Annotated in this window: 11 protein-coding genes; 6 read left to right on the top strand and 5 right to left on the bottom strand. The window is 67.3% G+C overall.

Going from position 1 to position 11,781, the window contains the following annotated elements:
- Window positions 1-17 precede the first annotated feature (17 nt).
- Window positions 18-1,217 (top strand): crosslink repair DNA glycosylase YcaQ family protein, encoded by a 1,200-nt coding sequence (locus tag AB0H00_RS04310; RefSeq protein WP_357260643.1) that lies wholly within the window; start codon window positions 18-20, stop codon window positions 1,215-1,217.
- 34 nt (window positions 1,218-1,251) lie between these two features.
- Here the strand turns inward: AB0H00_RS04310 and AB0H00_RS04315 are convergent, their stop codons facing one another.
- A complete protein-coding gene (locus AB0H00_RS04315; protein WP_357260646.1) occupies window positions 1,252-1,695 on the bottom strand; it encodes a hypothetical protein in 444 nt (147 codons plus the stop codon).
- A gap of 148 nt (window positions 1,696-1,843) precedes the next feature.
- On the opposite strand from AB0H00_RS04315, the gene dapA reads away from it, so the two are divergent.
- The gene (gene dapA / locus AB0H00_RS04320) at window positions 1,844-2,752 is read left to right on the top strand and encodes a 4-hydroxy-tetrahydrodipicolinate synthase (protein ID WP_357260648.1); all 909 of its coding nucleotides are present in this window, start codon (window positions 1,844-1,846) and stop codon (window positions 2,750-2,752) included.
- Window positions 2,749-4,746 (top strand): ribonuclease J, encoded by a 1,998-nt coding sequence (locus AB0H00_RS04325; RefSeq protein ID WP_357260652.1) that lies wholly within the window; start codon window positions 2,749-2,751, stop codon window positions 4,744-4,746. Before dapA ends, AB0H00_RS04325 begins: the two co-directional genes overlap by 4 nt.
- A 65-nt stretch (window positions 4,747-4,811) precedes the next feature.
- Here AB0H00_RS04325 and AB0H00_RS04330 read toward each other — a convergent pair whose 3' ends face one another.
- Both AB0H00_RS04330 and AB0H00_RS04335 read right to left on the bottom strand, forming a co-directional pair.
- Window positions 4,812-5,369: a hypothetical protein gene (locus AB0H00_RS04330; RefSeq protein WP_357260655.1), complete on the bottom strand. Its 558-nt coding sequence runs from the start codon at window positions 5,367-5,369 to the stop codon at window positions 4,812-4,814.
- 29 nt (window positions 5,370-5,398) lie between these two features.
- On the bottom strand, window positions 5,399-5,779 hold the full coding sequence (locus tag AB0H00_RS04335) for a DUF4189 domain-containing protein (protein ID WP_357260657.1): 381 nt from the start codon (window positions 5,777-5,779) through the stop codon (window positions 5,399-5,401).
- Window positions 5,780-6,206: 427 nt separating this feature from the next.
- On the opposite strand from AB0H00_RS04335, the gene AB0H00_RS04340 reads away from it, so the two are divergent.
- From AB0H00_RS04340 to AB0H00_RS04350, 3 genes are all read left to right on the top strand, one after another.
- The gene (locus AB0H00_RS04340) at window positions 6,207-6,833 is read left to right on the top strand and encodes a TIGR03085 family metal-binding protein (RefSeq protein WP_357260660.1); all 627 of its coding nucleotides are present in this window, start codon (window positions 6,207-6,209) and stop codon (window positions 6,831-6,833) included.
- Window positions 6,834-6,914: 81 nt separating this feature from the next.
- The gene (locus tag AB0H00_RS04345; RefSeq protein WP_357260663.1) at window positions 6,915-9,497 is read left to right on the top strand and encodes a DNA translocase FtsK 4TM domain-containing protein; all 2,583 of its coding nucleotides are present in this window, start codon (window positions 6,915-6,917) and stop codon (window positions 9,495-9,497) included.
- A 217-nt stretch (window positions 9,498-9,714) separates the two neighbouring features.
- A complete protein-coding gene (locus AB0H00_RS04350; protein WP_357260666.1) occupies window positions 9,715-10,707 on the top strand; it encodes a TerC family protein in 993 nt (330 codons plus the stop codon).
- Window positions 10,708-10,731: 24 nt separating this feature from the next.
- Here the strand turns inward: AB0H00_RS04350 and AB0H00_RS04355 are convergent, their stop codons facing one another.
- Together AB0H00_RS04355 and AB0H00_RS04360 are read right to left on the bottom strand one after the other, a co-directional pair.
- Window positions 10,732-11,016 (bottom strand): YciI family protein, encoded by a 285-nt coding sequence (locus AB0H00_RS04355; protein ID WP_357260669.1) that lies wholly within the window; start codon window positions 11,014-11,016, stop codon window positions 10,732-10,734.
- A gap of 28 nt (window positions 11,017-11,044) precedes the next feature.
- A complete protein-coding gene (locus AB0H00_RS04360; protein WP_357260672.1) occupies window positions 11,045-11,611 on the bottom strand; it encodes an amino-acid N-acetyltransferase in 567 nt (188 codons plus the stop codon).
- Window positions 11,612-11,781 lie beyond the last annotated feature (170 nt).

Consider the following 11,781-nt stretch of genomic DNA (forward strand, 5'->3'; position numbering starts at 1 on the left):
ATGGCAAAGTTCCCTTCATGCGGAACATGAGTGCGGCGGCGGCGCGTCGAACGGCGTTGGCGGCGCAGGGTTTCGGTGCGCGCAGGCCCGCGCGGGTCACCCGGCGGTCCGTGCTCGGGGTGCTGGACAGAACCCAACTGCTGCAACTGGATTCGGTGTCCGCGGTGGTGCGAGCGCACTACGCGCCGGTGTTCAGCCGGATCGGGGCTTATGACCGCACGCTGCTCGACCAGGCCGCGTGGAGCGACGGCGTGCGGCGGCCGCGTGCACTCGTCGAGTACTGGGCACACGAGGCCGCGCTCATTCCGGTCGAGGACTGGCCGCTGATGCGCTGGCGGATGTCGCAGTACCAGCACGGGCGCTGGTCCGGCATGCGCAAGGTCGTGGAGCGCAATCCCACGCTGGGCAAGGATATTGTGGACGTGATCACCGAGGTCGGAGCGGCCACCGCCGGCGAGGTGGAACGCCATCTCGAACTGGACAAGCCGCGACCCAAGGGTTCCTGGTGGAATCTCAGTGACACCAAGATGATTTGCGAGCAGCTTTTCGCCGCCGGTTCACTTTCCGTGGCCGAACGCGTCGGGTTCGCCAGGCACTACGACCTCACGGAGCGGGTGATCCCGGCGGACGTACTGGCGCGCACCGTTTCCGAACAGGACGCGGTGCGCGAGCTGGTGCGCCGCGCGGCCATCGCGCACGGCATCGGCACCGAGACCGACTTGCGCGACTATTACCGCCTGCACCGTACCCAAACCGAACCGGCTATCGCCGACCTGGTGGACGCGGGTGAGTTGATCCCGGTGGCGGTCGAGGGGTGGGACAAACCCGGCTTCCTGCGGGCCGGTGCGCCCACGCCGCGCCGTGTCGAGGGCGCCGCGCTGCTGTGCCCGTTCGACCCGCTGATCTTCTTCCGCGCTCGCACCGAGCGGATCTTCGACTTCCACTACCGGATCGAGATCTACACCCCGGAACACAAACGGGTGCACGGCTATTACGTCTTCCCGTTCCTGCTCGACGGCGAACTCGTCGGCCGCGTCGACCTGCGCGCGGAACGATCTACCGGTCGCCTGCGGGTGCCGGGGGCGTTCGCCGAACCCGGGTACGACACCCTGGCTACCGCGCACGCACTCACCGGTGCGCTGCGTGAGATGGCCGACTGGCTCGAACTCGACGAGGTGGTGATCGGTGACCGGGGCAATCTCGCACCGCTGTTGTAGCCGGTGACGTGGCCGGCTCCGGCGCGCCGTGGAATCAGGAGTCGCGTTTCGACCCGTACCCCCGCATCTGGTCGCGCAGCGCGCCGTGCACGGCGCCGGACAGCCACGAGTTCAGCGACTGACCGCTCTGTGCGGCAGCCTCTTCCGCGCGCGCCTTCATCTGCTCGACCAGCCGGAGCGTGACGCGGCTGATATCGCCGGTCATCTCCTCGAACGTCGGTGCCTCGTCGGTTGCGGTGCTCTTGCGCACATCGATCGAGGCATCTGTGCCGTCGACCGACACGTGCACCGTACGGTCGCCGAGCGCTGCACCGACCTCGGCGGCGAGCTCGGACAGCGCGGCGAGTAAGACCAGCCGTGCCGAGCCTTCCGTTGCCGTGGCCAGCGCTGCCGCCGTGGCCTGGGTCTTCTCGTCACCGAGGGCTCCGGCCGCGATCAGGTTCTCGCGCAGTTGCGCGGTGTATTTGTTCAGATCCATGACATCAGTGTGGCGTCATCGACGGTGCCTTACAAGGGTAAGGGCGACATCATTGTGCTGTCGTGGGAAGCGATTCGCCGGGCCGGGCAGGTCCGAACGTCGACGAGGGTGTCGAGGGCGTGTCCTAGACCGGGTAGCCTTTCTGACCATGACGAACGGTGAATCGACGCCAACGGAGCTGCGCGCGTCCGGCACAGTAGGCGTCGCGATGGTGACCCCCTTCAGTGCCGACGGCAAGCTCGACGTCGATGCCGGGGTCGCGCTCGCGGCCCGCCTGGTCGACCGCGGTGTCGACCTGCTCGCGATCTCGGGAACCACCGGCGAATCGCCGACCACCACCGAATCGGAGAAGGCAGACCTGCTGCGCGCCGTTGTCGATGCCGTCGGCGACCGTGCCACCGTGATCGCCGGGGCGGGAACCTACGACACCGCGCACTCGATCGAGCTCGCGCGCAACGCGCAGCGCGCCGGCGCGCACGGTTTGCTCGTGGTGACGCCGTACTACTCCCGGCCCAGCCAGGCGGGCTTGGTCGCGCACTTCACCGCCGTCGCGGATGCCACCGATCTGCCGGTCACCCTGTACGACATTCCGGGCCGGTCGGTCGTCCCGATTGCCAGCGACACCATCCGCACTCTCGCCGAGCATCCACGCATCGTCGCGGTCAAGGATGCCAAGGGTGACCTGAACATGGGCGCGGAACTCATCGCGAACACCGGCCTGACCTTCTACTCCGGCGACGACGCCCTCAACCTGCCGTGGCTCTCGGTGGGCGCGGTCGGATTCATCAGCGTCATCGGGCATCTCGTGCCTGAGCGGTTGTGTGCCCTGCTGGCGGCCTACACCGCCGGTGAGGTGGGCCGTGCCCGCGAGATCAATGCCACGCTGCTGCCGCTGAACACCGCGATGGCCCGGCTCGGCGGCGTCGCGATGAGTAAGGGCGGGCTGCGGCTGCTCGGCATCGAGGTCGGTGAACCGCGGCTGCCACAGCTGATGCCCGACGCTCAGCAACTGGAAATGCTGGCCGCCGATCTGCGGACCGCCGGGGTGATTTCATGAGTGATCCTGTGGCCCGTCGCCCTCGCCGCAGTGCGTCCCGCGCCTCCGGGGCGCCTGCACCGTCCACGCCGGTCGACCAGACGAAACGGACCGAACAGCCCAAGCGCGCCGAACATCCCGAGCCCGCGGCACCCGCCGAGGTGACCGTCCAGGACGAGGTGACCGTGCCGCCCGAGAAGAAGGCGAAGAAGTCTGCGCAGGCGAAGCAGGACCCCACGCCGCGCGACGGGCAGCCGCGGCGTTCGGGTCGGGGACGCCAGCAGCCCGGTCGTGGCCGTGCCGAAGCGCCCCCTCCGCCGCCGAATCCGGTCGCCGCACACGACCGTCTCGGCGCCCCGCCCGCCCTACCCAAGCAGGGTCTGCGCGTTTTCGCCCTCGGCGGCATCGGCGAGATCGGCCGCAACATGACCGTTTTCGAGTACGGCGGCAAGCTGCTGATCGTCGATTGCGGTGTGCTGTTCCCGGAGGACCAGCAGCCCGGCGTCGACCTGATCCTGCCCGACTTCCGCCCCATCGAGGACCGGATGGACGACGTGGTTGCCGTCGTGCTCACCCATGGACACGAGGACCACATCGGCGCGGTGCCGTTTTTGCTGCGGCTGCGGCCGGACATACCGGTCATCGGGTCACGATTCACCCTCGCGCTGGTCGCCGCGAAATGCCGGGAGCACCGCCAGCATCCGAAGCTGATCGAGGTGACCGAGGGCCAGCACACCACGCACGGCCCGTTCGGCTGTGAGTACTTCGCGGTCAATCACTCCATTCCCGACGCGCTCGCCGTCGCCATCCGCACACCCGCCGGTGTCGTCCTGCACACCGGTGACATCAAGCTGGACCAGCTTCCGCTGGACGGACGACTCACCGACCTTGCCGGATTCTCCCGCCTCGGCGACGAGGGCGTCGACCTGTTCCTGGTGGACTCCACCAACGCCGAGGTGCCCGGCTTCGTCACCCCGGAGCGTGAAATCGGCGGCGTGCTGGACACCGTGATCGGCAAGGCCCGCCACCGAGTGATCGTCGCGTCGTTCGCCAGTCACGTGCACCGCATTCAGCAAGTGGTCGACGTGGCCCAGAAGTACGGGCGGCGAGTGTGCTTCGTCGGCCGCTCGATGGTCCGCAACATGCAGATCGCACAGGATCTGGGTTATCTCACCGTGCCGGACGGCGTGGTCGTGGACCTCGATGTCGCCGCGACGCTGCCCGGCGATCGGCTGGTGCTGATCTCGACCGGTTCGCAGGGCGAGCCGCTGTCGGCGCTGTCGCGGATGGCCCGCGGGGACCACCGTCAGATCAACATCCGCGCCGACGACCTGGTGGTGCTGGCCTCCTCGCTCATCCCCGGCAACGAGAACTCGGTGTTCGCCGTGGTCAACGGCCTTGCCAGGCTCGGAGCCACGGTGATCACCCAGCAGAACGCCAAGGTGCACGTCTCCGGGCACGCGTCCGCCGGCGAGCTGCTGTACCTGTACAACGCGGTGCGGCCGACCAACGCGATGCCGGTGCACGGCGAATGGCGGCATCTGCGCGCCAACGCGGCTCTGGCCGTGTCGACCGGTGTGCCCGAAGACCGGGTAGTGCTCGCCGAGGACGGCGTCGTGGTCGATCTGGTCGACGGCATCGCCTCGATCGTCGGCCGGGTGACGGTCGGGCACGTGTACGTCGACGGGCTCTCGGTGGGTGATGTCGGTGAATCGACGCTGTCGGACCGGCTCGTGCTCGGCGAGGGTGGTTTCATCTCGATCACCGTCGCCATCGATGAAACCACCGGCAAGGCGGTGAGCACCCCCGAACTGAGCGGACGCGGCTTCTCCGACGATCCGACCGCGCTCATCGCCGCGGCGGAACTGGTGGAAATCGAACTGCTGAGACTGGCGGGAGAGGGTGTCACCGACACCCACCGGATCGCGCAGGGTGTGCGCCGGGTGGTCGGTCGCTGGGTGGCCGACAAGTATCGCCGTCGCCCGATGATCGTGCCGACCGTGATCGGCGTCTGACCACCGAACGAGGAAAAGCGCCGGACGGCTGGGCCGTTCGGCGCTTTTCATTCATTCGGGCGCGGTTACTCCTGGCAGGCCGCGGACTCGATCTTCGCGCTCTTGACGATATTGCAGGCGAAGGTGTGGTCGACCTTCCATTCGCCGCCCTCGGAGACGAACTGGATGAAGGCGTTGTCCACCGGGGTGCCGTCGATGGTGACTTTCGCGTCGGCCTTCAGCTTGCCGTCTTTCGGGTCGCCCACATTGGTGACCTCGACCTTCACGTTCTGCTTCTTCGCCGCGTCGACGAGGTTGGCGACCAGGTAGGGATCCTGCTCGGCGGCCTGGATCCAGCTGATCTTCTCCTTGTTCGGCACGTTCGGATCGAACGCCTTCTGCAGCCGCTCGTTGAGCTGCTGTACCGAGGGCTTGGCCAGCGCTGGAGAGGACGGGGTGGTCGGCGCGGAGCCGGTCTCCTTGTCACCCTTGTCCGAGCCGCCCTCCAGTTCGCCCGGAGCATTGCTCGGGTTGGCGCTGGTGCTCGGGGACGACGAGTCGTCGTTGGAGGCGCAGGCGGCCAGTGAGCAGGCCGCCGCGGTGAGAACGACTGCCACGGCGGTCCGGAAAATGCGATGCTTCACGATGTTTCCTTCGACTCGAATCCCGGACGTCAGCCGTGGTTGGACGTGCAGTTCCAGTGCACGATGTAGGCGTCGGAACTGTTGCTGGACAAGGCTCGGCTCTGCGCGGCACGGCGCGACGAGGCGTATGCCCAGCTCCAGTTGCCGTTGCCGCTGGAGTACGCCACGGCGCCGCACCCGTTGGCGAACCAGACCCTTGTGCTGCAGTCCGCCGCGCCGCAGGAGCTGATGGCGCGTCGCTTTGCGGCAGCGGAGTCCGGGTAGTCGTAGGAATACCCGATCAGCCCGGTCGAGGTGGACAGCGCGATGGCGCCGTAGTTGTTGGTGTAGGCATGTGCCGCAGGTGCGCTGATGGCCAGCGCGGTACCCGCAGCCGCCAGCGCGGCCACACCGCTAGCAAGCTTCTTCACGGAGGATTTGCCCTTCTTGTCATTAGGTCCACGACCCGATGGACCGAGTGACAAAGGTACATAGCCGACTCTCATTGCGCTAGCCGGAGATTCCCGGGTATGGAGTTCGCGTTCCCGCGACGAGGACCTGCCGCTGCGCGCCTGTACCGGGACACTGTCGTCCAGAACGGAGCCTCCGGCCCGCTGGATTTTCACAGTTCTGTGGATGTACTGCCTGCGAATCCCATTGCTGAGCAATACTATTGCCGCTTCCCAATGGTGTGCCCACAGGCCGGCCGCACGAAATACCCGGGCCTCGGCAGCGCATGATTCGCTCTTCCAGTACCTCGGCTGCCGTCCGCCGAGCGGCACAGGAGTTGCGGCGAAACCGAAATGTGGCCTGGGTGACCTGCCTTCGGTTGGGCGCTCGAGTGAGTATGTTCGGGGTATGACTATGGCGCGGCGGGAACGTCAGGGTCTCGTCGAGGCGATGCGATCCGCGGGGCCGGAGGCGCCGACCCTCTGTGCCGAGTGGACGGTGCGGGATCTCGCCGCGCATGTCGTGGTTCGCGAGCGGCGGCCCGATGCCGCACCGGGAATCCTGCTGAAGCCCTTCGCAGGTTACCTCGACCGGGTGCAGACGAAGGTGGCGAGCAAACCGTTTCCCGCGCTGCTGGAGCAGGTGCGCACCGGTCCGCCGTGGTGGTCGCCGCTGCGGCCGGTCGACGCGGTAGTCAACCTGTCGGAGATGTTCGTGCACCACGAGGATGTGCGCCGCGCCGCCCCCCGCTGGCAGCCGCGCGAGCTGACCGCCGCCGACGAGGACACGCTGTGGTCGCAGGTGCGCAGGATGGCGTCGATGTCCTACCGGAAGGCGCCTGTCACGGTCGCCCTACGGACGCATGACGGCAGGCGCGTGGTTGCCCGGTCCGCGTCCGGCGGCGTGGTGGTGACATTGACCGGCAAGCCGTCGGAGCTGTTGCTGCATGCCTTCGGGCGAGACGAGGTTCTGCTGGAAACCAGCGGTGACGCCGACGCCGTCCGCGCGGTGCTCGACCTGGACCGCTCGGTGTGATTCCGTCTCGCCCGCGGCTGCGACCGGCGATACCAGTGTTGCGGATGGTCCGGATGGGGCGTTTGCGGCTAGCCTGGGTCCATGGCAGGTAAGTCCCGCAGCACCACGACGACTCGGGCGCGGGCGGGATCGGCGCGGGGGAGGACGACGGCACGGTCTCGCGCGGCCACGCCCCGTACCTCTGGGGCGCCGCGTCGGCGCACCACGCCGGTCCGGCGCCCGGTGCGTCGCAAGTCGGACACCGCACCGCTCGCGGTGCTCGGGCGCGGCATCAGCAGCGGCTGGACCATGCTGGCCCGCGCCGTCGGCGCCACCACCCGGACGTTGAGCCGGGCCGGGGAGATCGAACACGGACATCGCCGCGACGGCATCGCGCTCGCCTTGATCGCGCTCAGCGCCGTGGTCGCGGCGGCAGTGTGGCTGTCGGCGGGTGGGCCGGTCGGGCACTGGGTGGAGGACGTCATCCGCGCGGTGTCCGGGTCGGCTTCGGCGGGATTGCCTTTCGTCGCATGCGGGATCGCCGTCGTCCTCATGCGCACCGAGCCGCGCCCCGAGATTCGCCCGCGGCTCGTGCTCGGCGGGCTGCTGATCGGCTTGCCGGTCCTGGGGCTGTGGCACGTCGCGGCCGGGGCGCCCACCGATGCGCACGGGCGTTCTCACGCAGCCGGTTTCGTCGGCTTCGTGGTGGGCGGCCCGCTCACCGATGGTTTGACCGCCTGGCTCGCGGTCCCGATCCTGTTGCTGGCGATCGTCTTCGGTGTGCTGCTGGTGACCGGGACGACGGTGCGCGAGGTGCCTGACAAGCTCCGCCGATACTTCGGCACGGCGGGCGGTGGCGACGAATACGGTGACTACGGCGGCGAATTCGGAGAATTCGATCCGGCCGACTACGACGCCGACGGCTTCCCGGTGCACCGCTCCGGCTCGAAACGGCGTGGCCGCACGCCTGTCGAGAACTACCCGGCCGACGAGTTCGGCGATCCCGATGCCGTCACCGAGGTGCTCGGCGAACCGCCGCTGCGCGATGCCAAGCCGATCGCGGTCGAGGAGCCCGCGCCGAAGCCGAAGCCGAGGCCGAAGAAACAACCTCCGGCCGTGGTGGCCGAGGATCAGACCCCGGCCGCGCCGAAGCAGCTCGAATTCGTCACCGATCGTGTGGTCGAGGGCGACTACACGCTGCCGCCGCTGTCCCTGCTGACCGACGGCGACCCGCCCAAGAAGCGCAGCGCCGCCAATGAATCGATGATCGAGGCGATCACCGAGGTTCTGGTGCAGTTCAAGATCGACGCGGCGGTCACCGGCTTCGTGCGTGGGCCGACGGTCACTCGCTACGAGGTGGAACTCGGGCCGGGCGTGAAGGTCGAGAAGATCACCGCGCTGGCCCGCAATATCGCCTATGCCGTCGCGACGGAGAACGTCCGGCTGCTCGCGCCGATCCCGGGCAAGTCCGCGGTCGGCATCGAGGTGCCCAACGCCGACCGCGAACTGGTCCGCCTCGCCGATGTGCTCAAGGCACCGTCCACCCGTAATGATCATCACCCGTTGGTGATCGGCCTCGGCAAGAACATCGAGGGCGAGTTCGTGTCGGCGAACCTGGCCAAGATGCCGCATCTGCTGGTCGCCGGTTCCACCGGCTCGGGTAAGTCGAGCTTCGTGAACTCGATGCTGGTGTCGTTGCTGCAACGCGCGACGCCGGATGAGGTCCGGATGATTTTGATCGACCCGAAGATGGTGGAACTCACCCCCTACGAGGGCATTCCGCACCTGATCACGCCCATCATCACCCAGCCGAAGAAGGCCGCGGCCGCGCTGGCCTGGCTGGTGGAGGAGATGGAGCAGCGCTATCAGGACATGCAGGCGAACAAGGTGCGCCACATCGACGACTTCAACAAGAAGGTGAAGTCCGGCGCGATCACCGCGCCGCTGGGCAGCGAACGGGTGTACAAGCCTTATCCGTACGTCCTGGCCATCGTCGACGAGCTCGCCGACCTGATGATGACCGCCCCGCGCGACGTGGAAGACGCCATCGTGCGGATCACCCAGAAGGCCCGCGCGGCAGGCATTCACCTCGTGCTGGCCACTCAGCGCCCGTCGGTGGACGTGGTCACCGGTTTGATCAAGACCAACGTGCCGTCTCGGTTGGCGTTCGCCACCTCCTCGCTGACGGACTCGCGCGTCATCCTCGACCAACCCGGTGCCGAGAAGCTGATCGGCATGGGCGACGGATTGTTCCTGCCGATGGGCGCGGGCAAGCCGACACGTCTGCAGGGCGCCTTCATCAGCGACGAGGAAATCCACGGTGTCGTCGACTTCGCCAAGAACCAAGCCGAACCGGACTACCAGGACGGGGTGACCGTTGCCAAGCCGGGGGAGAAGAAGGACGTCGACCCCGACATCGGCGACGATATCGACGTCTTCCTCCAGGCGGTGGAACTCGTCGTCACCTCCCAGTTCGGGTCGACTTCCATGTTGCAGCGCAAGCTGCGGGTCGGCTTCGCCAAAGCGGGGCGGCTGATGGACCTCATGGAGACTCGCGGCGTCGTCGGTCCGAGCGAGGGGTCCAAGGCGCGCGACGTGCTCGTCAAACCCGATGAGCTGGAAGGGTTGCTGTGGTCGATCCGCGGCGGCGGTGCGGGCGGCGAAGGAGCCGAGCCCGAGGAGTGATCCCTGAGCGCCCTGGCAGTTCGGGCACCGGCGAGGGTCTGCGAAAGACACGGTCAGGGCCGCTCCGGGTGATCATCCGCCGATTTCGCCGACCCTGGCCCCGGTGCCCGGGCGAACGCCTGTGAAAGTATGCTCGGCAACCACCCCGCAAGCAGAAGTGAACGGACAAATTGGGCATTATGGACACCATGACATTCCCTGCCGATCGGCGCACCGCATGCAGGTAACCGCACTCGAATGGGGAATCACCGTCGCGGTGATCCTCGGCTTGTTCGTCTTCGACTTCTTCGCGCACGTCCGCACGCCACACGAGCCGACGTTCCGGGAATCCGGATTCTGGTCCGCCGTGTACATCGGGCTGGCGCTGGCTTTCGGCGGTGTCGTCGCCTGGCAGTGGGGATCGACGTTCGCGGGTGAGTACTACGCGGGCTTCGTCACCGAAAAGGCGCTCTCGGTGGACAATCTGTTCGTCTTCCTGATCATCATGTCGACCTTCGCGGTACCGCGGATCTACCAGCAGAAGGCGCTCCTGATCGGCATCGTGATCGCCTTGGTGATGCGCGGCGTGTTCATCGCCGTCGGTGCGGCCGCGATCAGCGCGTTCAGCTGGGTGTTCTATCTGTTCGGCTTCTTTCTCGTCTACACCGCCGTCACGTTGATCCGGGAGAGCGGCCACGAGGTCGAGCACGAGCAGAAGCGCGACAGCCGCATCGTCGCGCTTGCCAAACGGATGCTGCCGACTACCGAGGAGTACGACGGCGACAAGCTGGTCACCAAGATCGACGGACGCCGCGCGATGACACCGCTGTTGCTCGCACTGCTGGCCATCGGGTTCGCCGACCTACTGTTCGCACTGGACTCCATCCCGGCCATCTACGGCCTCACCGAAGAGCCCTATCTCGTCTTCACCGCGAACGCGTTCGCTCTGATGGGCTTGCGGCAGCTGTACTTCCTGATCGGCGGGTTGCTCGACCGGCTGGTCTACCTTTCCTACGGTTTGGCGGCCATCCTCGCGTTCATCGGTGTGAAGCTGGTGCTGCACGCGCTGCACGAGAACACGCTGCCGTTCGTCAACGGCGGTGAGCACGTCGTTGTCCCGGAGATCTCCACGCCGGTCTCGTTGGGTGTCATCCTCGTCATCCTGATCGTCGCGACGGTCGCGAGCCTGGTCCGGACCCGCGGCGCGGCACGCAGCCGGGTCGGTCGATAGCTCGGTACCCGTGGTCGACCGTGATCAGGGCGCGAAGGCGCCCATCACGGGAGCCCATTCGACCGCGCGGACGTCGTCGATGAGGCCCTCCCGTGCGAACGGATCCCGCGTCAGCAGCTCCTTCAGCTGTCCCGCGTCGTCCGACCGGAAGAGGAGCAGCGCGCCGGACCCGTCCGGGTACGGTCCGCTGCTCAGCAGGGTGCCGGATTCGACCAGAGCGGCCAACCAGGTCCGATGCTCGGGACGGTGGGTGTCGCGGTCGGCGATGGTGCTGTCGGAGTAGACGTAGTGGACGGCGAAGATCGGCACGGATGGATCGCTTCCTGTAGAGACGGACTCAGAGCGTCAGCAGCATTCGAGTATTGCCGAGGGTGTTCGGCTTCACGTAGCTCAGATCGAGGAACTCGGCGACACCTGTGTCGTAGGACCGGCACATCTCCGCGTACACCTCGGCGGTGACCGGGGTGCCGTCGATCTCGACGAACCCGTGTCTGCCGAAGAACTCCACTTCGAAGGTCAGCACGAACAGCCGCCGCAGCTCGATTTCACGGGCTACCGCGATCAGGCGCCGCACGATGAGCTTGCCCACACCGGAGCCTTTGACATCGGGATGGACAGCCACCGTTCGTACCTCGCCGAGGTCGGCCCACAGTACGTGTAGCGCGCCACAGCCGACGACGCGGCCGTCCAGCTCTGCGACCCAGAACTCTTGCACTGCCTCGTACAGCGTGACCAGGTTCTTTTCCAGTAGGATCCGGCCCGCGTAGGCATCGACGAGGCGCTTGATCTCGGGCACGTCGGAGGTTCGCGCGCGTCGGACAGCCGGGACGGAGGTCTGCGCGGCAGAAGCCGCGCCCGGATGCGCGTCGCTGGTCGAACTACCTAATGGTCCCCGAGAGGTCATGGGGTGCACATTAGTCGGCCCGGCTACCGATAGTCTGAACGTGTGCCGCACCTCCAGTCGTTCCGCTCACCGCATCGCGCCGGGCAGCGCGACGGGATGACGAGGCTGCCATGACCGAGCCGACCGTGGGCAAGGCGGGCATGAGCGTGCAACCTGACGAGATGGACCGT

This window comes from Nocardia sp. NPDC023852 (assembly GCF_040639505.1).
In the GTDB taxonomy this organism is placed as follows: domain Bacteria; phylum Actinomycetota; class Actinomycetes; order Mycobacteriales; family Mycobacteriaceae; genus Nocardia.

Excerpts from the sequence above, each read along its gene's own strand:
- AB0H00_RS04345 (WP_357260663.1), top strand. The coding sequence starts at position 6,915 with ATGGCAGGTAAGTCCCGCAGCACCACGACGACTCGGGCGCGGGCGGGA.
- AB0H00_RS04325 (WP_357260652.1), top strand. The coding sequence starts at position 2,749 with ATGAGTGATCCTGTGGCCCGTCGCCCTCGCCGCAGTGCGTCCCGCGCC.
- AB0H00_RS04350 (WP_357260666.1), top strand. The coding sequence starts at position 9,715 with ATGCAGGTAACCGCACTCGAATGGGGAATCACCGTCGCGGTGATCCTC.
- AB0H00_RS04315 (WP_357260646.1), bottom strand. The coding sequence starts at position 1,695 with ATGGATCTGAACAAATACACCGCGCAACTGCGCGAGAACCTGATCGCG.
- AB0H00_RS04340 (WP_357260660.1), top strand. The coding sequence starts at position 6,207 with ATGACTATGGCGCGGCGGGAACGTCAGGGTCTCGTCGAGGCGATGCGA.
- AB0H00_RS04360 (WP_357260672.1), bottom strand. The coding sequence starts at position 11,611 with ATGACCTCTCGGGGACCATTAGGTAGTTCGACCAGCGACGCGCATCCG.
- AB0H00_RS04310 (WP_357260643.1), top strand. The coding sequence starts at position 18 with ATGCGGAACATGAGTGCGGCGGCGGCGCGTCGAACGGCGTTGGCGGCG.
- dapA (WP_357260648.1), top strand. The coding sequence starts at position 1,844 with ATGACGAACGGTGAATCGACGCCAACGGAGCTGCGCGCGTCCGGCACA.